The 25,746-nt window shown below is 64.8% G+C and carries 11 protein-coding genes; 2 read left to right on the forward strand and 9 right to left on the reverse strand.

Annotated elements, in window-relative coordinates:
• Nucleotides 1-100: 100 nt before the first annotated feature.
• From cueR to ACCD07_RS01270, 8 genes are all read right to left on the reverse strand, one after another.
• Entirely contained in the window at nucleotides 101-487 is a 387-nt protein-coding gene (gene cueR, locus ACCD07_RS01235; protein ID WP_413446267.1) for a Cu(I)-responsive transcriptional regulator, read from the reverse strand.
• A complete protein-coding gene (locus ACCD07_RS01240; RefSeq protein ID WP_413446268.1) occupies nucleotides 484-2,691 on the reverse strand; it encodes a heavy metal translocating P-type ATPase in 2,208 nt (735 codons plus the stop codon). Before ACCD07_RS01240 ends, cueR begins: the two co-directional genes overlap by 4 nt.
• Nucleotides 2,692-2,815: 124 nt before the next feature.
• Complete coding sequence (locus tag ACCD07_RS01245) at nucleotides 2,816-3,667, reverse strand: FecR domain-containing protein (RefSeq protein ID WP_413446269.1); 852 nt, start codon at nucleotides 3,665-3,667, stop codon at nucleotides 2,816-2,818.
• Nucleotides 3,636-8,825, reverse strand: coding sequence for a beta strand repeat-containing protein (locus tag ACCD07_RS01250; protein ID WP_413446270.1), 5,190 nt, complete (start codon nucleotides 8,823-8,825; stop codon nucleotides 3,636-3,638). Before ACCD07_RS01250 ends, ACCD07_RS01245 begins: the two co-directional genes overlap by 32 nt.
• Before the next feature lie 14 nt (nucleotides 8,826-8,839).
• Complete coding sequence (locus tag ACCD07_RS01255; RefSeq protein ID WP_413446271.1) at nucleotides 8,840-10,441, reverse strand: ShlB/FhaC/HecB family hemolysin secretion/activation protein; 1,602 nt, start codon at nucleotides 10,439-10,441, stop codon at nucleotides 8,840-8,842.
• A 208-nt stretch (nucleotides 10,442-10,649) separates the two neighbouring features.
• Nucleotides 10,650-17,474: a YDG domain-containing protein gene (locus tag ACCD07_RS01260; RefSeq protein WP_413446272.1), complete on the reverse strand. Its 6,825-nt coding sequence runs from the start codon at nucleotides 17,472-17,474 to the stop codon at nucleotides 10,650-10,652.
• A 249-nt stretch (nucleotides 17,475-17,723) separates the two neighbouring features.
• A complete protein-coding gene (locus ACCD07_RS01265) occupies nucleotides 17,724-20,006 on the reverse strand; it encodes a CHASE2 domain-containing protein (RefSeq protein WP_413446273.1) in 2,283 nt (760 codons plus the stop codon).
• Between the two features lie 17 nt (nucleotides 20,007-20,023).
• Nucleotides 20,024-21,652 carry an HD family phosphohydrolase gene (locus tag ACCD07_RS01270; RefSeq protein ID WP_176654470.1) on the reverse strand — a complete coding sequence of 543 codons (1,629 nt, stop codon included), beginning with the start codon at nucleotides 21,650-21,652 and terminating at the stop codon, nucleotides 20,024-20,026.
• Between the two features lie 253 nt (nucleotides 21,653-21,905).
• Between ACCD07_RS01270 and ACCD07_RS01275 the strand changes: the two genes are divergently transcribed.
• On the forward strand, nucleotides 21,906-22,805 hold the full coding sequence (locus ACCD07_RS01275; RefSeq protein WP_176654469.1) for an MBL fold metallo-hydrolase: 900 nt from the start codon (nucleotides 21,906-21,908) through the stop codon (nucleotides 22,803-22,805).
• Nucleotides 22,806-22,816: 11 nt separating this feature from the next.
• On the forward strand, nucleotides 22,817-25,171 hold the full coding sequence (locus tag ACCD07_RS01280; protein ID WP_413446368.1) for an ATPase, T2SS/T4P/T4SS family: 2,355 nt from the start codon (nucleotides 22,817-22,819) through the stop codon (nucleotides 25,169-25,171).
• On the opposite strand, the gene ACCD07_RS01285 is transcribed toward ACCD07_RS01280, so the two are convergent.
• Entirely contained in the window at nucleotides 25,054-25,635 is a 582-nt protein-coding gene (locus ACCD07_RS01285; protein WP_413446274.1) for a hypothetical protein, read from the reverse strand. The genes ACCD07_RS01280 and ACCD07_RS01285 overlap by 118 nt on opposite strands.
• Nucleotides 25,636-25,746: the final 111 nt, after the last annotated feature.

Consider the following 25,746-nt stretch of genomic DNA (forward strand, 5'->3'; position numbering starts at 1 on the left):
TACGCGAAACCCGGGGTCAGGTCCTCCATTTCTACACGAGCTCTGCCATAGCGGCCGCTATGGCAGAGCTCGTGTAGAAATGGAGGACCTGACCCCGGGTTTAATCGGCGAGCGATTGGAGGATCGGGCAGTCGGGCCGGTTGTCGCCGTGGCAGCAGCTGGCCAGGGTTTGCAGCGTGTCGCGCATTTCGGTCAGCTCGGCGATGCGCTGATTGAGCTGCGCCACGTGGCCCATGGCGATGGTCTTGACGTCGGCGCTGGCGCGCTCCTTGTTCTCCCACAGCGACAACAACTCACGGATCTGCTCCAGCGAAAAGCCCAGCGTGCGGGCGCGCTTGACGAAGCGCAGCGCATGCAGGTCGTTGTCGCCGTAGATGCGGTAGCCGGAATCGCTGCGCCGGCCCGGCGGAATCAGGTTGATGCTCTCGTAGTAGCGGATCATCTTGGCCGTGATGCCGGTGGCCGTTGCCGCTTGTCCGATATTCATGGTTGTCCTTTCGCGTGTTCCGGTGTCCAGCGGCGCAGCAGCAGCGCATTGCTGATGACGCTGACGGAGCTGAGCGCCATCGCGGCGCCGGCCACCATCGGGTTGAGCAGGCCGAAGGCCGCCAGCGGTATGCCCACCAGGTTGTAGATGAAGGCCCAGAACAGGTTCTGGCGGATCTTGCTGTAGCTGCGGCGCGAGATCGAGATGGCGGCGGCCACCAGCGCCGGATCGCCGCGCATCAGCGTGATGCCGGCGGCGTGCATGGCGACGTCGGTGCCGCTGGACATGGCGATGCCGACATCGGCCGCCGCCAGCGCCGGCGCGTCGTTGATGCCGTCGCCGACCATGGCGATGCATGCATGCTCGTGCTTCAGCGCGGCGATGGCGGCGGCTTTGTCCGCCGGCAGCATGTTGGCGGTCACGCGCTCGATGCCGAGTTCCTTGCCGACGGCGTCGGCGCTGCCCTGGTTGTCGCCGGTGAACAGGACGGTGTGGATGTTCAGCGCGTGCAGCGCCTGCACGGCCGCGCGGGCCTGCGGCTTGACGCGGTCGCCAAAGGCGAGCAGGCCTGACAGCTGTTTGTCGTCCACGTCGGCCAGCCAGGAGATGGTATGCCCCCTCCGCTCCAATTCCCCCGCGCGTGCCTCCAGCGCGGACATGTCGATGCCCCGCTCCTGCATCAGGCGCGTGCTGCCCAGCACCATGCGCCTGCCGTCAACGGAGGCCGCGATGCCTCGGCCGGGCAAGGCAGCGACATCGGATGCGGACAAGGGGATGGAGTCGGCGTCCTTTGCGGCGGCGTCCACCACGGCGCGGGCCAGCGCATGCTCGCTGCCGCGCTGTATGGCGGCGGCCAGTTGCAGCAGGCGTGCCGAGGCCACGCCCGGCACGGGCTCCAACGCCGCCAACGACGGCTTGCCTTCGGTGAGCGTGCCGGTTTTATCGAAAGCCACCGTGGTAATGCGATGCGCCAGCTCCAGCGCCTCCGCATCCTTGATCAGGATGCCGTAACGCGCCGCCACGCCGGTGCCGGCCATGATGGCGGCCGGCGTGGCCAGTCCCAGCGCGCATGGGCAGGCGATCACCAGCACCGCCACCGCGTTGATGATGGCGAGCTCCATGTCGCCGCTGAACAGCCACCAGCCGGCCAGCGTCGACGCCGCCAGCACCAGCACCACCGGCACGAACACCGCGCTGACGCGGTCCACCAGATGCTGCACCGGGGCCTTGGCGGCCTGCGCGTCTTCCACCAGCCGGATGATGCGTGCCAGCGTGCTCTCTGCGCCGACCGCCGTCACGCGCACCAACAACAGCCCTTCGCCGTTGATGGCGCCGCCGGTGACGTGGTCGCCGCCGTGACGCGCCACCGGCAGGCTCTCGCCGGTGATCAATGCCTCGTCCACGTGGCTGGCGCCCTCCATCACCACGCCGTCAACCGCCACCCGCTCGCCGGGACGCACCACCACCATGTCGCCGACGCGCACCGCGGCGATCGGCACATCGATATCCTGCGTGCCGCGCCGCACCCGGGCCGATTCCGGACGCAACACCTGCAAGGCGCGGATCGCCGATGCGGTCTGCCGCTTGGCCCGGGCCTCCAGCCATTTGCCCAGCAAGACCAGCGTGATGACCACGGCCGACGCCTCAAAGTACAGATGCGGCATGGCGCCGCGCCCTGCCAGCAGTTGATAGACGCTCAGGCCATAGGCGGCGCTGGTGCCCAGCGCGACCAGCAAATCCATATTGCCGCTGCGGGCGCGCACGGCCAGCCAGCCGGCGCGATAGAAACGCGCGCCAAGCCAGAACTGTACCGGCGTCGCCAGCAGGAATTGGATGCGGCCATCCAGCATCCAGTGCACGCCGGCCAGTTCCATCAGCATCGGCAGCACCAGCGGCAGAGACAGCAGCGCCGCCAGCAGGACGGCATAGCCGTCGCGCGGTCCGGGCAGGCCACGCGCATGCGCCGACGCCGGCGCGTTGGCCACGGCGTCCGGCACAACCGGAATACCCTGGTAGCCGGCCTTGTCGATCGCCTGCACCAGCACAGCCAGATCCACCGGCTGCGCCGATTCGACGCGCGCCATCTCGGTCGCCAAGTTGACGCTGGCCGTGTCCACGCCCGGCACCGCCGCCAGCGCCCGCTCCACCCTGCCGACGCAGGAGGCACAGCTCATGCCTTCAATTTTGATCGCTTGCTGATTCATGATGACGCCCGTTGCTATCCGTATGTTGCCAGCATCAAGTATCCCATGATTGGAAGGTCAAGCGTTTTTGCAAATAAAAAAGCCAGGTATCAAACCTGGCCTTCCTGGTATGGCGACGACGGGATTAGCGTACTTCGCAATCGACGGCGTTGGACTTGGGCGCCGAGCTCGAGCCGGAGACCGGCGGCGGCGCGCTAAATGCCGGCGGCAGCGTGAATTGCAGGCCCGGATTCTTCGGCACGATGACCGGCGCCTGGATCGGGGTCGGAGTATAGCCGAACTGGCCGGCGGCGAAGTTCTGGGCGCCGCCCTTGTTGCTCACGTTGATCAGCCCATCGATCACCTGCACGTACAGGCCAGGCGGCAGGACGGGCCCGGAGACCGGGGCCACCGCCCTCGGCAGCGGGATATTGGCCTGTGCCAGCATCAGCGGCTGCACCGGGTAGGCGTCGCCCAGCGCGGCGGTACTGGCCATCAGGTAGGCTTCGCGCGCGGCGACAGCCTGCTCCGACGGCTCGACCCACTCGGCGATGAAGGTGGTGCCGCGAATACCGATGGTGGCGCTCGGCGTCTTCATCGCGAACTTTTCCTTGTTGCGCTTGCCCAGCAGGCCGGTCACCGAACGCAGGCCGCCCTTGACCAGATTGAACGACGCGTTGTCGCCGTCAGGCTTGCCGGCGTCGTAGCTGAAGTTTTCCACCTTGAAGGTGGTCGACGGCTTGAGCGTGATTTCGCTGTTGTCGATGAATTTCACCATGGCGTAGGTGTTCTTCTCCGTCACCAGCGTGTCGCCACTCTCGACCTCCGAGCGCATCGACAGGATGCGCACGACGCCGTCGGCCTTCTTGGCCAGCAGCGGCCCGCTCAGTTGCACGATGGTGCCGGCGACCTGCGCGGCCCAGCTGACGCTGACGACGCCACACAGCGCCAGCAGCATCAGCGCTTTAATTACAGTACATTTTTTTAGCAGGTTCATTTTTGGTTCCGCTCTTGTCATTGGATGCAACTTCTTTGGTGTCGGTCTTGTCCGCAGCCTTGTCAGCTGTTTTGTCGGACTTGGTGTCGTCAGGCGTGGTCGAGGTGGTCGTGCCGCCCGTGGTGGCGCCACCGCTGGATGTGGTCGTGGTTTTCTTCGTATTATCCAGGAATGCCAGCTGATCGAGGTCGGTCTTAGGCGGCGACGTCGTCACCGTCTTGATGACTTCGTTCGACGCTTGCTGCACCGGCTTCACCGGCTCGCTGGCCGTCGGCGGCGACAACACCTGGCACAACGCCGAATTCGGCGCGATCGTGCAGATATCGGCCGATGGTGGCGGCGTTGGAGTTGGCGTAGGTACTGGCGTCGGGGCCGGCGTTGGCGTCGGCACTGGCGTCGGCACTGGCGTCGGCACTGGAGTCGGCGTCGGCACTGGCGTCGGCGTCGGCGTCGGCACTGGCGTCGGCACCGGAGTCGGCACTGGCGTCGGCGTCGGCACCGGAGTCGGCACTGGCGTTGGTACCGGAGTCGGCACTGGCGTCGGTGTCGGCGTTGGGGTCGGTGTCGGAGTCGGAGTCGGTGTCGGCGTCGGAGTTGGTGTCGGCGCAGGAGTCGGTGTCGGCGGCTGCTGGACAGTCGTCGCCTGCGTTACCGGGCCATGGACGTCGGCAACGCTGCCGCCTGCGGTGACCGTGTAGCTGGCCGCCGTCACCGAGATGGTGCCGCTGGTCGACGCCACGGTGGCGCCGCTGCCGATGGTGATCTGGTTACTAGGATCATAGCTGGTACCCGCAGCCAGCGAAATATTGCCGGACGCCGTACTGACGTTGCCATCGATGACCAGAGGACTGTGCGTCTGCAGCGTAATGCTGCCGCTGCCCGTCACTACGCCATAGGCCGGCGCCGGCGACGGGGCTGGCGACGGAGCCGCGGCGATCTTCAAGCCGCCCCAGTTTTCGATCCGGACATCGCCGTCATTGGCGCCGCCGCTGTCGACCTGCAGCGCCTTGTACACCGTCATGTAATTGGCGTCATGGGCAGTGTTGTTGGCGTTGGCGATATTGATGTCGGCGGTACTGTGGCCACCGGCGGTGTTGGTGGCGTACAGCGCCGACACATTGGTCTTCAGCGCGGTGGATTCGGTACCGATACCTTGGGTGGCGTCCATGGTCAGCGTATTGGCGATGATGGCCCCTTGCATCGCCCCCGTGGCGGTACTGATATTGCCCGCCACAGTCAGCGTCACGTCACCGTCGCTTTGCACACCACTGATGTCATACAGCGTAGCGCCGCTGACGTCGCCGCCCGTCAAGCGGCTGATCGCCACGCTGCGGCTATCCGTGAATTGAATGGTCTTGCCGGCCCCGGTCTGCCACATGGCGATGTTATCCACCGCGTTGCCGGCATTGGTCAGGTTGATATTGCCGTTGGTAGCCACGCCCAACTCGCTCACGCTGATCGAGCCGGTCTGCGTGATGTCGCCACCGTAGCTGAGCAAGCCTACGCGCGTGGTGAGCGCGTTGAGCGAATCGACACCGGTGCCGCCCGCGACCAGGCTTTGCACCGTGATATCGCCGACGTTATCCGTCGCGCCCTTGTCGCCGAGGCCCAACGTCGGCGTGACCATGTGATACAGCTTGGTGATTTCCAGGCAGCCGGCAAAGCTGCCCGCCGAGCAACCCGTGCCGCCGACCAGGATCTTGTAGTTGTGGTCAAACGGCGCAATGCTGGCGGTGTTGGACGTGACATCGCCCAGCAGACTCAGGCTGTTGGCGCCGATCGAGGCCACATCGGCCATCGCGGTGCCGGTGGCGCTGATGCTGACCGCCGGCCCGTTCAGATCCAGCTCGCCCGCCACTTTGATGGCGGCATTGACCGTCACCGAACTGGTCGAACGCTTGGACCACAATTCGACGTTTTGGGCGTAGCTGGCCGACGTGCTCAGGTCCACAGCGCCGGTCACCACCACCTGGCCGCTCATGCTGCCGATGCTGACATCGGCATTGTGAATTGCCTTGAGCGTGTTGTCGCTGACCGACATGGCGCTGGTGTCGATGATATCCGCGCCCGCGCCGACATTGACGCCCTGCCCCGATTCGAAACTCACCGTCGGCGCGGTGCCCGTGCCATTGACGGTACCTGCGGCCAAATTGACCTTGCCACCGCGGAAGCGAATATCATTGCCGCTCAACGTGATCCCGCTGCCCAAGGTCGCACTGCTGTTGAACTGCAGGTAGCCGCTGCCTGACGACTGGCTGATGCCGGTGCCGCGCCAGCCCAGCGTCATCGGATTCACGCTTGTCACGCTCAGCGTGCCGATATTCGTGGCGGACAGCGCGCTGATCTGGTTGCTGGCGTTGTTCAGCGTTGCCGCGCCCGACGTGCTGACGCTGAGCCCAGGAGTGTTGAGCATGTCATAAGCTGTGTTCTGCGTGATGTTGCCGCCGGCTGACAAGACGATGCCGGTGGCGCCGCTGATGTTCCCGAGGGTCATGGCGCCGGCCGACGTGTAGCTGAAGTCGCCGATGGAACTATTGCCATGAATCAGGCTGGCCGCATTGGCGCCGGTCAGCGTGACCGTCCCCGCGCTCGCATACAGATCGTTGGCGGTAACCGCGCCGCTGCCGGACACGGTGCCGCCGGTGCTGACCAGGTTCAACCCGTTCAGCGCGGTCAGGCCGCTTTGCACCGTGACCGCCCCGCCGCCCAGCGTCAGGTCGGTGCTGCCGGTGGTGCTGCCCGCCAGGTTGAGGGCGCCGGTGACGACGTCCGAGCCGGTGTAGCCGCTGGCCGTGCCGATGCTCAGATGCGCGCCGTGCAGCGTTTTCAATTCCGTATCGGTCAGGCCCAGCACAGTGGACGAGTCGGCGGCACTAACGCCGAGGTTGATGTTCTTGTCGCTGGTGTAGGTGTCGAGCTTGATGACCGACGACGCCACGCTGCCGCCCAGGCTCATCTTGTCCGCGGTCAATTGCACCGAGCCGCCGCCGGTGTCGGTGCTCAGCGCCGCGCCGGAACCCAGGGTCAGCGTTCCGCTGCCGTCCACGCTGGCCTGCAGCACGCCGGTGCGTCCGGTACCCAGGCTCAGCGCGTGATTCAGATTGATGTCCGCGCCGCTTTCAAGCAGCACGTTGTTCACCGTGTTGAAGCTCAACGCGCCGCCGCTGTTGATGTTGGCGGCTCCGCTGTGGCCGACGACCACGCTGCCGGCCGATACCGTGTCGAAATCAGCCTGGCTCAAGCCCAACGTGCCTGCGGTCTTGGCGCCGAGGGTGATGGCGCGGCTGACGGTGTACGGCGCAAACGACACCGATGCAAAACCGTCGCTGTTGGTCGTGCCGATGGTGCCGGCCGCGCTGTTGAGATTGATGTTGTCGGCCGTGAAGGAAATCAACGGCGCATTGCTGCCGTTGTACGTGGTATGAATCGAGCCGTATTGGCCCACGGTGATGTAGCCATCCGCCGCTTCGGCGCGGGCGTCGAAATCGCCGATGCCCAGCTGGATGCCGCCATTGACGGTGACGTAGCTGCCGCTCAGCGTCAGCTTGTGGCCGCCGGTCTGCACCGCGCCGTCCGCACCGCCGACGTTGGCGATCGTAACGCCGCCCATGCCGCTGGCGTAGCCGCCGCTGTTGTCGTTGGCCTTCAGCGTAATGTCGCCGGTCATCCACAAGGAGTTGTTGACCTTGATGTCGTTGCCGGCCTGCGCCGTCAGGCTGACGCCGGAATTAAGGTTCTGGATGGCCGACGAGAACGTAATATCGTGCTGCGCCTGCAGCGTGACGTTGGCCGAGGCGATGGTAATATCATCGGCGGCGATCGTCGTCACGCCGGTCGTTGGCGTACCGAAGGTGGCCACCGTATTCAACGCGGCGCCGGGAACCCCGGTGATCTCAATATCATACGGATCGAGCAGCCAGCTGCCGGTGCGGCCCCGCGCGGCGGAGGCATTGACGCGAGCGCCCGCCACATCGAGGTAGTGGCCCGAGGTTTCGATCGCACCGCCGTCGCCGCCCAGGGCGCCGCCGCGTGCCGACAGCATGCCGTACATGCGCGTCGCGTCCTGGCTCCACACCACCAGCTTGCCGCCGTTGCCGCTGCCCGTGGCGTCGGCGCTGATGACGACATCCTTGCCGACAAACGTCTGCTGCGCGTTCTGCACGGCCGCGTTCTTGCCCTGGTAGTCGCCGCCGACCAGCACCGTGCCGCCGCCGGCCGCGCCACTGGCGTCGACCACCGCGTTGCCGGTCAAGCCGACCTTGTCACCCAGCAGCTGGATGTCGCCGCCGGTGTTCAGGTTGCTGCCCACCGCCGTGGTCGTGCTGCCCGCTTCGACCATCGTGGTGCCGCTCGATTTCAACACGATCCGGCCATTCTCGCCGCGCACCGCGCTGTTGGCGTTGATGGCGCCGCGCTGGCTCACCAGCGCGCCGTACACGCCGACCCGGCCGCCCTGCGCCACGATCTGGCCCAGGTTGACCGCCTGGTCCGACGGCGACGACACCACCACCTGCACGTTCGGATCCTTCGAGTCGAACAGCTGCACGCTGTGGCCGGCCGCCAGCACCACGTCGCCGTTGGCCGACGAAATGATGCCGCTGTTTTCCACCGCCGGCGCGACCAGGAAGATCTGGCCGCCGGTCGGCGTGGTGATGGTGCCGGCGTTGCTGACCTTGCCCGCGTTGGCGACGTCGGTGAAGTTGTTCTTGCCGGACAGGAAGTCGGCGTTCGAGATCGCCAGGCTGGACGCCACCAGGCCGTTGACGTCGACGCGCGAGCCGGCGCCGAACATCACGCCGTTCGGATTAATCAGGAACACCTTGCCGTTCGACTGCAGCGAGCCGAGGATCTGCGTCGGGTCCTGGCCGGTGATCCGGTTCAGCACCTTGCTGTCGGCGCTTTGCTGGATGAAGCGGGTGATTTCGCCGGCATTGATCGAGAAGCTGCGCCAGTCGATGATGGCATTCGGCGTATTGGTGATCGAGTACAGGCTGCCCTGCTGGTTGAAGGTGGCCATGCCGTGCACAACCGTCGGCGACACGGGATTGGCTTGCGCGGCGCCGAACGCCGCGGCGACCATCACCGCCAGTATTTTGCGGCGCAAAGGGATGGAGGAGTAAGCCTGCGCTGCGCGGCCGCTTCGGATATTTTTTTTCATGATCTTCATCAGGCTCAGTAAGCCAGCCCCAATCTCAGGTGCAAGCGATTGGCGTCGGCGCGCGTGGTGGCGCCGGCACGGACCACATGGCCGTAATCGAGCTGCAGGTTGGCGTAAGTGGACAGCACGAAGCGCGCACCGACGCCGGTACTGGCGATGGTGGTGCTTTCCAGTTCGCTGGCCAGCGCGTGATTGCGCTTGGCATAGGCGGTATCGTAGAAGGCCAGCAGGCGGCAATTCCAGCCGGCGCGGCTGCACAGGTTGGGCGTGTAGCCTTCGAGGTTGACGCCGAGGCCGGAGTCGTTGGAAATCTCGCGCTCGGCGAAGCCGCGCACCGAGGTGGCGCCGCCGGCACCGAACTGCTCGCCGGGGATCAGTGCGTCGCTGGTCAGCTGGCCGTTGGCGATTGCGCGCAATTGCCAGTCGCCGGCCAGCGCGCGGGTGATGCTGCCGCCGAAGCGCAGCACGGTGTAGTCGGCCTTGGAGCCGGCGCGGGCCAGCGTAAACGACGCCTGATCGCCCTTGGAACCGCCGGAGATGTTGTGCGCCAGCGTAAGCTGCCCGCTGATCTCGCCCGCCTTGATCGGCAGGCTGGCCTGGTAGCTGACGCTGAGCGGATGCACCGTCACGTCATTGCCCAGCTGCGAACTGCCGCTCTGCACATCCAGCAATTCAACGTTGTTCTTGAACGCCTTGTAATCGACGCCGTAGGTCAGGTGCTGCTCCAGTTCGCCGCGCTTGGCCAGGTTCTGGTTGTAGCGCGCGCCGTACACGGCGCCCTTGCCGCTGACGGCCAGGTTGAAGGCGCCGGCCGACACGGTGCCGGAGTCGACGTTGGAATAGCTGGCGAAGAAGTCCAGCGAATCGCCCAGCGCGTACAGCGGGATATGATAGCCGGCGCCGTACACCTTGACCCGGCCAGGCTCCTCGGCCGAAGTGGTGTACTGCAGCGACGCCAGGTGGTCGCGGCCGAACAGATTGGCGTTTTGCAGGATGAAGCCCAGGTGGGTCTTGCCGGTCTGCTCGGTGCCGGTGTTGTCGGCGTTGGCCATGACCTTCCACGGCGACTGATCCTTGACGTCCAGCACGGCATCGACCTCATCGTCCTTTTCGCCACTTTGCAGCTTCATCGTGACTTCCTTGGACGGATTCTCGTTGCCCTGCTTCAGGTTGCGCGACACCGCCGCCAGATCCGGCGTGCGGCCTTCCTGCAGCGCCGGCAGGCTGCGGCGGATATTGGCCTCGTCGAAATACTGGTTGTTCTTGACGCTGACGCGGCCGATTTTGGTTTCCACTACCTTCAACACCACCACGCCGCGATTGAGCTCCTGCTCGGGCAGTTCGATGGAGACGATGTTGTAGCCGCGCGCATGGTAGACCGCTTCCAGCGCCTCCAGCGCCCGCTGCACGTCGCCGAAGTCGCGCCCGGTGCCGGTGTACTGGGCCAGCAAGGCATCGATCTGCTGCTGCGGCAGCAGGGTATTGCCCTTGACTTCGAAGCGTGAAATTTCAAAACGGATGGGGGCGCTGTCGTCTGCCGGCTCGGCCGCCCAGGCTGAAGTGACGGCGGCGGCGAGGATGGAACCTGCTAGCAGGCGCGTTAAGCTATATCTCATGTGTCGGCTCTTAATTTTGCTAGCTGTTTTGCTAACTTTGATTTTGTATCATCATTAGGTGAGGCAATTTACATTCACCCCAGATGCTAGCATAGCCATATCAGGTAATGCCCAATTGAAAGGTTCGATTTTCACATCGCTGCCGGGACTGTTGCATTTCAGGTCACAAACAGGCCCGCCGGCGTGGCGGGCCCGAAGCCAGCGCCAGCTAGTTGCAATACATTTTCTTGGTCGGCTCATTCTTCGCGACGGCGGTGGTGCCGGTGTCATCCTTCTTGTCGGTTGCCTTGGAGTCCGGCACCTTCTCGTCCGGCTTGCTGTTGCCGCCACTACCGCTACCGGTGCTTGCCACCGTGGTGTCGGGCGCGGCGGGGACGGTGGCCGGCGTGTTCTTGTTGGCCTGGACCGTCGTGGTCACCGTGTTGATGATGTTGACCGTCGAGTTCAGCGCCTGCCCCACCGGCGTCGGCGTGCCGCTGCCCGCTGCTGCTGCGGCGGCGGCCGCATCGGCTGCGGCTTTCGCTGCGGCGTCGGCGGCAGCTTTCGCGGCGGCATCGGAAGCGGCCTTGGCGGCAGCGTCGGCGGCGGCCTGGGCGGCCGCATCGGCGGCAGCTTTTGCTGCGGCGTCGGCGGCAGCTTTTGCGGCGGCGTCGGCTGCAGCTTTTGCCGCGGCGTCGGCTGCAGCTTTTGCCGCGGCGTCGGCGGCGGCTTTCGCGGCCGCATCGGCAGCGGCCTTGGCGGCGTCGGCGGCGGCCTGCGCGGCGGCCGCATCGGCGGCGGCCTTGGCTGCGGCATCGGCGGCAGCCTTCGCGGCTGCGTCAGCGGCAGCCTTGGCAGCTGCGTCTGCTGCGGCCTGGGCTGCTGCCGCTGCGGCGGCGTCGGCTGCCGCCTTGGCGGCCGCATCGGCTGCTGCCTTGGCGGCAGCATCGGCGGCGGCCTGCGCCGCAGCCGCTGCGGCGGCGGCTTGGGCGGCAGCAGCCGCCGCGGCGGCGCCGTCGGTCACGGTCGGCTGGACACCGGTGAAGGTGACGTTAGGCGTGGTCACCGACCCTTGCGGGGCCGCCAGTATGATCGTGCCGCCGCTGCTGTTGATCGAGGTGCCGCTGCTGGCCGTGATGCTGCCCGACGCGGCGGTGGCGCTGATGCTGCCGCCCGATGCCACGCTCAGGCTGCCGCCCAGCACGATGCCGGTACCGGCCGTCAGCGCGATGGAGCTGCCCGAGTTCACCACCGAGCTGCTGTCCATCGCGATGCCGGTGCCGGCGGTCAGGCCGATGGTGTTGGTCGATTGCAGCGAGGTGCCTGGCGCGAGCGTGATACTGGTGCTGGCCGACAGGCCGATGTCGCTGCCGTCGATGGTGTCGTTGACCGTGATCGGGCTGTGCGCGGCGATCGACACCAGCCCGGTGTTGGCGCCGCTGTGGATGGCGTGGATCGTGCCCGCGGTGTGGATGCCGCCGTGGTTGTCGATAATGATGTTGCCGGTGGTGCTCAACGGACCCAGCGCCAGCTCGCCGCTGTTGACGGTATTGTTGAGCCGGATGTCGCCGCTGTAGTTGGTCGCGGTGAAGGCGCCGACATGGTTGCCGGTGTTGGTCAGCGTGATGCCGTTGGTGGCCATCGCATGCAGGCTGTCGGTGACCAGCGGGCCGGTCTGCGTGATCGTTCCGCCCTCGCCCGCGTTCAGCGTGATGCCGCTTTGCGCGCGCACGCTGCCGATGGCGATGCTGTTGCCGTTGATGACATTGAGCGAGCCGCTCATGTCGATGCTGCCGCCGGTCTGCGTCAGGTTGTTGACGTACAGGTTGGCGCCGCTGCTGGTGCCGCTGATGGTGCCGCTGGTCAGCGTCAGGTAGGTCCCGTCCAGCGAGCCATTGAGCACCAGGCTGCCGCCGTTCAGCGTCAGCGTCGCGCCGCTCGCATAGGATTTTCCGCCGGTGCCGGTGACAGTCAGCGCGCCGCCGGTCAACTCCAGGTTGCGGCCGCTCCCGACGCTGAAGTTGGCCAGCGTGGTGTTGCCGGCGCTGGCGTCGTAGGTGATGGTGCCGCTACCGCTCTGGATGGCGGCCGCCAGCACGTTGGCGCCGTCCGGCGCGATGCCGTCGGCCCAGTTGCCGGCATCGCTCCACAGGCCGCCGCTGGCGGCGTTAAACGTCGACAGCGCACGCGCCGTGATGGTGCCTTTGACATTGGTCGGCAGTTGCAGCTGGTAGTTGCCGGCGCTGGCGCCGGACAGGCTCAAGGCGCCGCTGAGATTGACCGCCTTGTCGACGCCAACGTTCTTGTCGGCGAACGCGGCCGCGCCCTGCACCAGCGTGACGCTGTCGATCGGTCCCTCGCCGTAAGCCGCGCTCAGCACGCCATTGAGCGCACCGCCGCTGAGCGTGGCTACGCTGGTGGCGTCGTATGGGCGCGAGGCGACCGTCAGGCCGGAGATCGTCAGCGGGGCCGGAGTGATATTAGCGGTCAGCCCGGTCGGCAAGACGGTGACCTGATAATTGCCGCCGTCGGTGCCGCCCAGCGTCAGCGAGCGTACCGTCACCGGTTTGGCGATGCCGACGTTGCGGTCGGCGAAGGACGAGCTGCTGCCGGCGATGTTGACGACATCAGACCCCAGCACGCCGGACAGCGTGCCGCCGGACAGCGTGGCCGCCGTGCCGTAGGCATGGCCGCCGGTGTCATAGTTCAAGTTATAGACCAGGTTGTTGGCGGTCAGGCCGCTGACCGTCAGCGGCGCGCGGGTGATATCGGCGGTCAACGTCGGGGCAGCCAGTACGTAGTTGCCGGCGTCGGTACCGGTCAACGAATAGCCGCTGAGATTGAGCAGCACATTCTTGCCCTCGCCGACGTTCTTGTTGTTGAAGGTGGCGCTGCCACTGCCGGCCAAGGCCACGTTGTCGCCGTCAACGCCAAGCACATGTGCGGTGCCGGTGACGACGGCAGCGGTCGTGGCGTCGTATTGGCGGCTGGCCGCGCTCAAGCCGCCGACCGTCAGCGTGGCAGGAGTGATGTTACCGGTGCCGCTACCGGTGACGGTGCCCAGTGTGTAGTTGCCGGCCGCCGTACCGTTCAGATTTACGCTGTTGACGGTGAGCGCCTTGTTGCTACCCACGTTCTTATCGACGAACGTGGCGGATAGGCCAACACCAAGCTTGCCTACACCCAGATCGGTCGATATGGCGTCGTCGAATACCACTGTCGGCGTGCCTTCGAACGAAGCATTGCCGTTGTAAACCTTGCTGACGCTGACCGTCGCGTTAATAGCGCGCGGCGAAATGATCAGTTGAGAACCAGCGCCGGCGTAGGTGATATCGTAAGTTCGCGAGTACAGGCCGGTGGCGTTGTAGGTGCCGGCATTGAGTGCGCCGCCGGTGCCGTAGCTGAGAGTGCCATTGATGCCGGTCATCGACGAGCTGGTGCTCGGCGTCACCGCATTACCGTCGTAAATCTTGCTGCCGGAGCCATTCACCGTCACGGAGGTCTGGGTCAAGAAGTCGCGCAGCAATGGCGTGTCCAGGCCCTCATAGATACGCCAGACGCTGCTGCTCTGGTCGCGGCCCAGGCCGCTGATATCGAAGCCGGCGAAACTGGCCGCCGTCATGCTTTGCGCCGTGGTCAGCGCGGTGCCGGCGATGTCGCTGGCGGTGCCGGCCTTCGTCGCATCGAAGTAGCCATGCACCAGGTTGCCGCTCTCATGCGAACCGACCATGCCGTAGACATGCGCGCCGCTGAAGGCGGTGCCGGTGACGCTGCCGTTGCTAAAGCTGTTGCTGACGGTGCCGCTGTTCAGGTCGCCAAGCAGCCCGCCCATATTGGAATGCGAGTAACTGGAATCCAGCGCATTGCCGCTGACATTGCTGGAAGTGTAGACATTGGTGATGCTGCCGTTATTCGTGTTGCGGCCGGCGAAGCCGCCGACATTGCGGCCGCCGTTCACGTCGCCGGTCGAGTAAGCCACGCTGACGGTGCCGCCATTGTTGTCGCCGACCAGGCCGCCAATGATTTCGCCGGTGGCCGTAACGCTGCCGGTGGCGAAGGCGTGACCGATGGTGCCGATGGAATCGCCGCTGCTCTGGTTGCTGCCGACCAGTCCCCCCGCATAGCCGAACCCTGTCGAGTTGACGTTGCTGGAGGACGAGGAATAGCCGATGCTGCCCAGATTCCGCCCGACCAGGCCGCCGATATTGGAAGCATCGGCGCCGGCGATGCCGGTGGCGGTGCCGCTGGAGCTGGAGTCGCTGATGGCGGCGTAATTGGTGCCCGCCACACCGCCGACGTTGAAGACTCCGGTGACATCGACGCCTGCATGCACGTTCAGCACGTGACCTCCGCCGGCGCCGGGGCTGGAGCTGCCATACACCCCGCCAACGTTGTTCTGGCCGGTGACGACTCCGGAATTCAGCCACAAATCCTTGATCGTGCCTGTGCCGAGATACGAGAACAGGCCGACATTGTTGCTGCCGCTGCGGTTGATATGGAGACCATTGATGGCCAGGCTGTTGCCGTCGAAGGTGCCGGTGTAGGCGTAGTCGAGACCGCCGATCGGCTTGAAGCCCTGGCCACTATTCCAGTTGGCGGTGCCGCTGGCGTCGATATTGGTATTGAGTTTGTACGAGGCCAGCATCAGCAGGCTGCCTGCGCCCTGCAGGCCGTAGACATCCTCCAGCAGGTATGGCGTCTGCACGCCGTCGCCGCCGGACGCGCGCAGGAAGGTGCCGCCGCCGATCCTGAAATCGTGGGCGCTGAAAGCGGGCAGTGTGCCGAGTTGCGCCCACGAGCCGTCGGCCAGCGTGAAGGTGCCGCCGACCGAGACGCTGGCCGGCACGCTGATGTTGTTGGTCGTTTGCAGAGTCAGGCCGCCGGCCAGTGACAGAGGCTGGCCGATCGTGATCGAGCCGCTCTGGGCCTCCAGCAGCAGCGTGCCGCTGGCAAGCGTACTGGTCAGATCGAGGTTGCCGCTGACGGCGACATTGCCGGTATGGGCGCCATCGAAGGCGCCGATCGCCAGCTTACCGCCGCCGACGCTAATATTCTGCAATTCAGCCTGGCTCAAGCCCAACGTGCCGGTGGCGTCGGCCGCGCTGCCGCCTAGCGCCACATTGGTACTGTTGGAGTATGGTTGCAGCGTGACCGTATGACCAGTGCTGCCGTTCACGGCGGCGCCGAGCGTCATCTGGTCGGCCGTCAGCGTGATATCGCCGCCGGCGGTGATGGCGCTGTGAGTGGTCAGACTGTTGACGCCGCTGGCGACCAGCGCGCCGCCCACATTGACGGCCCCCAGGCTCAGGCTTTGCGCGGTGACGGTGGCGTTGCCGCTGGTGGTCTGCAACGCAATCTGGCCGCTGACGCTGTTGCCGGTGTTGTCCAGCGAAATGCTGCTGGCCGCGATGGCATTGATGCTGCTGGCCGTCAGCCCGTCGATCGGGCTGGTGACTTGCGTGATCAGGCCGCCGTTGGCATGCAGGTTCAGCGCCGCGTTAGGGGCGTCGATGGCCGCCTTCAGATTGATGTCGGTGGTCGCCTCCAGCGTCAGGCTGTGCGAGGAACTCCAGTTGACCGGGCTGAGGACTTTGATGAAGCCGACGCCGCCGCGGGTGATGTTGTTGATGGTACTTACCGTCACGTCGGTGGTAGCCAGCGCGTTTTGCAGGGTGGCGGTGGTCAGCAGCGAATCGACCCAATAATCCGTTTCGAGGAACACGGTGCTGCCCGACGACGGCACTTGATTATTGCCCTCCATGCCGGCCGCCGTGGCGGTACTGACGGAATTGGCGATATAGACGTCGCTCGGATCGAGCAACAGCTTGCCGGTGCTGCCCTGCGGCGCTCGGGTATCGACCACGCCCTGCATGTCCAGACGGTGCCCGGATGTTTCGACAAAGCCGCCATTGCCGCCGTTGGCGCCGCCGCGCGCGGAAATGCTGCCGTAGACGCGGGTCGCCTCATCGCTCCAGACGATGACCTTGCCGCCGTCGCCGAGCCCGGTGGCGTCGGCCTTGATGACCGCATCCTTGCCGACAAACGTCTGCTGCGCGTTCTGCACCGCCGCGTTCTTGCCCTGGTAGTCGCCGCCGACCAGCACCGTGCCGCCGCCGGCCGCGCCGCTGGCGTCGACCACCGCGTTGCCGGTCAGGCCGACCTTGTCGCCCAGCAGCTGGATATCGCCGCCGGTGTTCAGGTTGCTGCCCACCGCCGTGGTCGTGCTGCCCGCTTCGACCATCGTGGTGCCGCTCGATTTCAACACGATCCGGCCGTTCTCGCCGCGCACCGCGCTGTTGGCGTTGATCGCGCCGCGCTGGCTCACCAGCGCGCCGTACACGCCGACCCGGCCGCCCTGCGCCACGATCTGGCCCAGGTTGACCGCCTGGTCCAACGGCGACGACACCACCACCTGCACGTTCGGATCCTTCGAGTCGAACAGCTGCACGCTGTGGCCGGCCGCCAGCACCACGTCGCCGTTGGCCGACGAAATGATGCCGCTGTTTTCCACCGCCGGCGCGACCAGGAAGATCTGGCCGCCGGCCGGCGTGGTGATGGTGCCGGCGTTGCTGACCTTGCCCGCGCTGGCGACGTCGGTGAAGTTGTTCCTGCCGGCCAGGAAGTCGGCATTCGAGATCGCCAGGCTGGACGCCACCAGGCCGTTGACGTCGACGCGCGAGCCGGCGCCGAACATCACGCCATTCGGATTAATCAGGAATACCTTGCCGTTCGACTGCAGCGAGCCGAGGATCTGCGTCGGGTCCTGGCCGGTGATCCGGTTCAGCACCTTGCTGTCGGCGCTTTGCTGGATGAAGCGGGTGATTTCGTCCGACGCCACCGAGAAGCTCTGCCAGTTGATGATGGTGTTGGGCGTGTTGGTGATCGAGTAAGTCTTGCCCTGGAGGTTGAAGCTGGCCTGCCCCGCCACCACGGTCGGGCTGACCGGGCTGGCCTCGGCCGTCGTGTAGCAGGCGGCCACCAGCACGGCGATCAATTTGCGGCGCAGCGGCGCGGAGGCGGCGCGGCGGGTCTGGGAAAGGGTTTCAACTTTCATAACGACATCCTCTATCCGGTGGGGATTTTGCCCACGCGAGTGCTCATGCACGCCAGGCAAGTTTGTTGGTTATTGTTATTGCAGGACTACAGAGAAGTGCAGAGTATAGCCAATAGGAAACTATTATTTCTATAAGTGTAGTCGGAATTGCTCAATCCGCCACTCTTTTTTAGCGTTTTCAGGCACTTTTTTCCGAAATTACTGACTTGATAGCACTATTACACTGGCATCAGTGTTGTCATCCGAACACTATTTCGTTTCGAAAGTCGTGACCCCATCCCAGCCCTCACCCGGCGGATGAGCCCGGTAATAGGCGATGCGCTCGGTGTACAGCACATACAAGCCGCGGTCGGGCGAGATGGCCTGCAACTCGACAATGATCTCCATGGCCTGATCCCATTGCTGGGCGCGCACGGCGGCCAGCGCCAGGGCCCAGCGCTCCAGTTCGTGGCGGCTGGCCGGGTCCAGGTCCTTGTCGAGCGCCAGCGGCTCGAAGATCGCCACCGGTTCGTTCTTGCCCTTGACGCGCACCAGGTCCAGCTCGCGGTAGGCGAATTCCGGCGCGGCTGCGCGGGTGGCCTCGCCGACGGTGATGCCCACGCCATAGACCTTGGTGATGCCCTCGAGCCGCGAGCCGAGATTCACGGCGTCGCCCATGACGGTGTAGGCGCGACGGATTTTCGAGCCCATGTCGCCCACGTGCATCAGGCCGGAGTTCAGGCCGATGCCAATTTTCAGCGGCGGCCAGCCGCGCGCGATGAAGTCGTCGTTGAGGCGGCGCGCGCTGGCCTGCATCAGCAGCGAGGTGGCGACGGCGCGGCTGGCGTGGTCGGCAAAGGCCACCGGCGCGCCCCAGAACGCCATGACGGCGTCGCCGATGTACTTGTCGAGCGTGCCGCGGTGGCTGTCGCGGATGTCTTCGGACATGGCCGTCAGATACAGGTTGATGTACTCGCGCAGCTGCTTCGGCGTCAGGCCCTCGGAGATGGTGGTGAAGCCGCGCACGTCGACGAACAGCACGGTCAGCTCGCGGCTTTCGCCGTCCATATTGTACTTTTCCGGATCGTCGGCCATCTCGGCCACCAGTTCAGGCGCCACATACTCGCCGAAGCGCGACACCAGCGCCCTGCCCTTGCGCACTTCAAAGAAATAGCCCCAGGCGACATTGAGCACGAACACGCCGGCGATCAGCACCAGCGTCATTGCCATCTTCAACACCCAGTCCATTTCGGTGTAGGCCCAGTAGTTGAAACCGAATACGCCGCCTGCCACCACCGCCGCCAACAGGATCGATGCCAGCGGCGGCATCACCGCCAGCGCGATCGACAGCAGAACGCCGATGACACCGAGCTGTACACCCTCGATGCCGTCGGCAAAGTCAGGCCGCAGCTTGAAGCGCTCGTCGAGGATGGACTTGATCAGGTTGGCATGCACCTCCACCCCTGGATACTCGTTGTTAACCGGCGTCGGCCGCAAATCCAGCAAGCCCGGCGCGGTGGTGCCAACCAGAATAATACGGTCAGCCAGTACTTCCTTCTTCACGCGCCCAGCCAGCACGTCGGCCGCCGACACATAGGTAAAGGCGCCGCCCTTGGGACCGCCGGTACCGCGGAATTCAATCACGCCAGTCAGGTTTTCGCCAACCGGTATCACCAGCGGGGTTTTCTCCTGGCCGACGAACATCAGCAGCTTATCCAGGCCGCCGTTGGCGCGTTCCGAGGCCGTCATTTCAGAGACGTTCTTCGAGAATGACGGCGAGATAGCCCGTGCATGCAAGGCCACGGCGGCAGTCGCCAGCGACAGCGTCGGGTAATAGCCGTCGCCGATGCGCATCAGCAGCGCCGAGCGGCGCAAGATACCGTCCGGATCGGGCAGCGCGGTGAAGATGCCGCCGGTGGCCGCCGCGCTTTGCAAGCGCTCCAGGTTGGCCAGATAACCCTTGGAACCGAAAGCGGGCACCGTACGGCCGTTCAGCGACTCCGCGGTGAAGAATGGATCGGGCAGTTTTCCCTTGCGCTGGTCCTCGGCGATGTTATAGCCAAGCACCACGGGCTGTTCTCGCAGCGCGCTCGCCAGCAGTCCGTCGTAATCGAGCGCTTCCTTCAGCGACTCGACCTTCGTGCGGAAACCGCTGACATCCTTCAGGTCGTGTTGAGCCAGATTTTCCAATACGTCATAGCCGGACGTATTGTCCGCTTCGGGAAACACGATGTCGAAGCCCGCAGCCGCGACTTCATAGTGCTCGGTCAGTTGCGTGACGAGCTGGGCGACGATCTTGCGGTTCCAAGGGAAGTGCCCGACCTCGGCGATGCTTTTCTCGTCGATGTCGACAATGACGATCTTCGGATCGAGCACCGGTTTCACCAGCCGCATGCGCAGGCCGGAAAAGAAGGTGTCCATGCGCTCGATGGAATCGATGTTGATATCGCCCGAAACCTGCAACACGGCGACAGCAGTCAGGCCCAAGCCCAGGATCCAGCGGGCGCCGTACTTTTGCAAGGTTTTGGACCACTTGGCGGGAAGCAGGCGCACACGCGCTCCTTACTGGTTTAGGGCGTGTAGCCGGGGATCTTGGATTCGTCGATGGCGTCGATCTGTTTTTCGTCCATGTTCTTGTGGGCGAATTCCATGTAGATCTTGTTGCGGATGAAGATGTCGAACAGGTCCGGGTCGATGTGGCCGTTGAGCGAGAAGTTGCCCAGGATGCGCAGCGATTCCGACAGCATCTTGCCCTTCTTGTAGGGCCGGTCCTTGGCGGTCAGCGCCTCGAAGATGTCGGCGATCGCCATCAGTCGCGCCTGCACCGACATCTGGTCCTTGGTCAGCCCGCGCGGATAGCCCTTGCCGTCCATCCGCTCGTGGTGGCCGCCGGCGTATTCCGGCACGTTCTTCAAATGCTTGGGCCATGGCAGCGCCTCCAGCATCTTGATCGTCATCGAAATGTGGTTGTTGATTTCCTTGCGCTCGGAATCGGTCAAGGTGCCGAACTTGATGGTCAGGTTCATCAGCTCGTTGTCGCTGAAGAACGCCTGCTCGGCGCCGTCCGGGCCGATCCAGCTGCGCTTGCCGATCTCGCGCACGCGGTCCTGGTCTTCCGGCTTCATGCCCTCGCCGCCGACGTTGGCGACGCGGATGAAATCGCGCTCGGCGCGCAGCGCGGCCTGCTGTTCGGCCAGTTCCGCATCGATGGCGGCGATGGCGGCCTGGTCGGCGCCGGCCTCGAGCTTGCGCTTGAGCGCGGCGATCTCGGCGTCGCGCAGCAGCACTTCGAAACGGGTGTCGACCACGGCGATGCGGTCGAAGATGGTTTCCAGCTTGGTGGCCTTGTCGACCACGTGCACCGGCGTGGTGATCTTGCCGCAGTCGTGCAGCAGGCCGGCCAGCCACAGTTCCTTGCGGTCGGCGTCGTTCATGCGGAAATCGGCCATCGGACCGGTTTCGGTGTTGTGCACGGCCTCGGCCAGCATCATCGTCAGCTCCGGCACGAACTGGCAGTGGCGGCCCGTGTACGGCGACTTTTCATCGATGCCGATGTTGATCAGGTTGACCAGCGATTCGAGCAGCTCTTCCAGCTGGGCGATCAGGCGCTGGTGCGTCAGCGCGACGGCGGCCTGCGCCGCCAGCGCCTCGATGAAGCGCTGGTCGGTCTGGCTGAAGGCGCGGATCTCGCCGGTGTCGGCGTCCTTGGCGTTGATCAGCTGCAGCACGCCGACCAGCTCGCCTTCGTGGTCGCTCATCGGCACCGTCAGGAACGATTGCGAATGGTAGTTGCGCAGCTGGTCGAACTTGACCATGCCGGAAAAGTTGAACACGTCCGCCTTGTAGACGTCCTCGATGTTGACGGACAGGCCGAAGTGGGCGGCATAGGCGGCCACCGAGGCCAGGTTCTTGGCGCCGCTCTCGTCGAACAGCGGCACGCCGGGCGCCGTGATCGGGTCGCCGGTGGCGCCGCCCTGGCGGGTGTTGAGCGTGTCGTTGAGCAGAATCGTGAAATCGAGAAAACGCTTGTCCTCGCTGGGACGGTACAGGGTACCGCCGTCGGCGTTGGTCATGCTTTTCGCAACGACGAGGATGCGCTCCAGCAGCGTATCCGTATCGTGACTGCTGCCCAGTTCGACGCTGAGCTCTGTCAGCTGGTCCAGGCGCTGTGCGATTTGCGTTTGATTCAACTCTTGCATGGTTGTTCTTTTAATACCTGTTTGGGATGGAGACTGCGGCGCGCACGCGCGGACGCAGTTTAGAAGTGTAGCTCTAGCGCAAGCTGTTGTACATCAGGAAATGATCCCAGCCATAAAATTAGCGCGACTGTGTCGGGTTTTTCCCTGTTGCGGAAAAAAAAAGCTATCATCGACCGATAGCAACACACAAAAAAACAAAAGCAAAAACAACAAGTAACAACAGGCGATCGCCAGCAAAAAACAGGGACTCTGTATGAAATTCACATTTTGGGGAGTGCGCGGCTCGATTCCCTCCCCCGGCCCGCGCACGGCGCGCTATGGCGGCAACACCACCTGCATCGAAGTGCGCAGCGACGACGACACCCTGATCATCATCGACGGCGGCACCGGCATCTTTTCGCTGGCCCAATCCCTGCTGCAAAACAAAAAAGAAGGCGGCATCCACGCCAACATCTTCATCACCCACAGCCACTGGGACCACATCCACGGCCTGCCCTTCTTCACGCCGCTGTTCGTGCGCGGCAGCCGCGTGCGCCTGCACGGCGTGACCGACCCGGTGACCGGCAACGGCATCGAGCACGTGATGGGCGTGCAATTGCAGAACAGCTACTTTCCGGTCAGCGAAACGCAGATGGACGCCACCATCGAATACCGCACCCTGCTGGTGGACGAGACCATCGAGGTCGGCGACGCCACCGTGCAGAACGTGGTGATGAACCATCCGGTGACGGACCTGGGCTACCGCATCCAGTGCAACGGCAAGTCGGTGTTCTTCACCGGCGACCATGAACCGCACTACAACATCCATCCCGCCGGCCATCCCGAGCACGCCGCCTACCAGCGATGGATGGAAGAGCGCACTGCCGCCATCGACGCCGTGGTCCAGGGCGTCGACGCGCTGATCGTCGACTGCTCCTATACCCGCGAGGAATACCCGGCCAAGCAGGGCTGGGGCCACGGCACCTTCGATTCGGCGTTCTCCATGGCGCTGCGCACCGGCGCCAAGGCGCTATACTGCACTCATCATGAACCGACCCGCAGCGACGACGAACTCGAAGCCGTGTTCGCCGAAGTCATGGCACGCCATGCGCCGCTGCTGGGCAACTTGAAAGTCTTCCTCGCTTATGAAGGCATGGAAGTCCAACTGACCTAGCGAAAGCGATGATGAACGACGCCGGCTCCAGTCTTCACCCCAGTGATGTCGACCTGCGGCTGGCGTTTTTCCAGAAGCTGCAGACGGTCACCACCAAGATCCACGCCACCAGCAACCTGGACGAGATCATGCTCGACCTGGGCATGGAGTTCTGCGACCTGTTCAACTGCGACCGCTTCACCTTGTACGCGATGGATCACGAAAAGGATTACATCGTCTCCAAAGTCAAGACCGGCCTCACTTCCTTCCGCGACCTCAAGCTGGCGGTCACGCCGGCCAGCATCGCCGGCTACGTGGCGCTGACGCGCAAGACCGTCAACATCGCCGACGTCTACGACCAGGCCGAGCTGGCGCGCCACTCGCCGGAGCTGCGTTTTCAGCAGGGCGTCGACCAGCGCACCGGCTACCGTACCCGGCAGATGCTGGTGGCGCCGCTGATCTCGGTGCAGTCGCGCGAGCTGCTGGGCGTGGTCCAGTTCATCAACAACCGCGAACGCGGGCCTTTCTCCGCCATCGCCGAGGACGGCGTCAAGGAGCTGTGCGAGACGCTGTCGGTGGCCTTCAGCCAACGCATGAAGCCCCCGCAGATGGTACGCACCAAATATGACGGGCTGGTGACCGAGGCGGTGCTGTCGGCGCAGGAGCTGGAACTGGCGACCCGCTCGGCGCGCAAGAAGGATATCGACATCGAGGACGTGCTGATCGACGAATTCGAGGTCAAGCCGGCGGCCATCGGCGCATCGCTGGAAAAATTCTTCGGCGTGCCGTACGAGCACGTCAAGCCGGACCGCATCAAACCGGTGGACCTGCTGAGGAATCTGAAGCGCCAGTACATCGAGGAATCGGGCTGGATGCCGCTGGAGGAAAACAAGGAAGGCATGCTGGTGGTGGCGCTCGATCCGGAACGGGTGGCGCACACGCACATCGTCAACCAGATCTTCCCCAAAGCCAAGCCGGTGTTCCGCGTCACCAGCAACCGCGAGTTCCGCCAGATGGTCGAGCATTTCTTCGGCGCGGCCGGCGACAGCGGCAGCGTCGGCGACTTGCTGTCGGGCATGGACGCCGACGACGAGGAAGGCGAAGGCGGCTCCGGCGAGGTGTCGGAGGCGGTCGAGAACGAGCTGGTCAAGCTGCTCAACAAGATCATCATCGACGCCTACCGCCAGGGGGTGTCGGACATCCACATCGAACCGCTGCCGGGCAAGGGCAAGACCGGCATCCGCTTCCGCAAGGACGGCACGCTGGTGCCTTACATCGAGATTCCCGCTGCCTACCGCAGCGCGCTGGCGGCGCGGGTGAAGATCATGTGCGACCTCGACATCTCCGAGCGCCGCAAGCCGCAGGACGGCAAGATCAAGTTCAAGAAATACGGGCCGCTCGACATCGAGCTGCGGGTGGCGACGATACCGTCGGCCGGCGGGGTCGAGGACATCGTCATGCGCATCCTGGCGGCCGGCGAACCGATTCCGCTGGACAAGCTCGGCGTGCTGCCGTTCAACCTGGAGCGGCTGCGCGCCACCATCGAGAAGCCGTACGGCCTGTTCTTCGTCTGCGGCCCTACCGGTTCCGGCAAGACCACCACGTTGCACTCGGTGCTCAACTACCTGAACACGCCGGACACCAAGATCTGGACCGCCGAGGATCCAGTCGAGATCACGCAGAAAGGCTTGCGCCAGGTGCAGGTCAACCGCAAGGCCGGGCTGGACTTCGCCACCGTGATGCGGGCCTTCCTGCGCGCCGATCCGGACATCATCATGGTCGGCGAGATGCGCGACAAGGAAACCGTCGGCATGGGCATCGAGGCGTCGCTGACGGGCCACCTGGTGTTCGCCACCTTGCACACCAACAGCGCGCCGGAATCGATCGTGCGGCTGCTGGACATGGGCATGGACCCGTTCAATTTCGCCGACGCGCTGCTGGGCATCCTGGCGCAGCGGCTGGCCAAGCGCCTGTGCGGAAAATGCAAGCAGGCGTTCACGCCCGGCGATGCCGAGCTGCAGTCATTGCTGACGGAATACTGCGAGGAATTGCTCAACACCGACAGTTTCATCAAGGACGCCGCCGCCGGCCGCGCGGCCGTGCTGGCCGGCTGGCGCGAGCGCTATGCCAAGGACGGCAAGTTCACGCTGTACCGCGCGGTCGGCTGCGACGAATGCAACAAGGGCTACAAGGGGCGCGTCGGCCTGCACGAGCTGATGACGGGTTCGGACAAGGTCAAGAAGCTGCTGCAGGAGCACGCGCGCGTCGCTCAGCTGCTGGCCGCCGCACTGGAAGACGGCATGCTGACGCTGAAGATGGACGGCATCGAGAAAGTGCTGCTGGGGATCACCGACATCAAGATGGTGCGGGCGGTCTGCATCAAGTAGCCGCGCGGCCTGGCGCGGCGGTCGGCCAGCACGCGCAGGCGGGTCAGTCCGGCCTTGAGGTTGAACGAGCGGCCGGCCAGCAAGGCGTCGACCAGCCGGGTGGCCATCGCCAGCGCGGGCGCGGCGGCGGCCTTGGACGAATACGGCAGCACCAGGCGGTAACGGTTGCGCATGTGCGGCACCACGCCGACAAAGCCCAGCGTCACTTCATTGAACGCCAGCCGGCGCAATTCCATCGCCACCTGCTGCACCAGCTGCACCAGTTGCGGCACGTCGTCCGCGCGCTTGCCGATGAGCGGACGCTGGCGGCGCAGGCCCGGCAGGACGGCCTGCAGACGCCGTTCCAGCGCGGCCATGGCGGCGGGCGTGGGGGTGTCGCGGTCCAGTTCGAGGATGCCGAGCAGGCAGGGTTGGGTGGAATAGCGGTTGTCGCTGGCGAGGTAACGCTGATCGATGATTCTCATGGTCGCAATGCCTTTTAAATGACAGGCAATATTGTGACCTTCAACCCGCCCACACGGAAGCGGCGCCCGGAGCGCGGCCGTGTAAGACCACGCTGACAGCTATCGTGCGCG

Origin of the sequence: Duganella sp. Dugasp56 (genome assembly GCF_047304105.1) — a bacterium.
Lineage (GTDB): Bacteria > Pseudomonadota > Gammaproteobacteria > Burkholderiales > Burkholderiaceae_D > Rugamonas > Rugamonas hordei.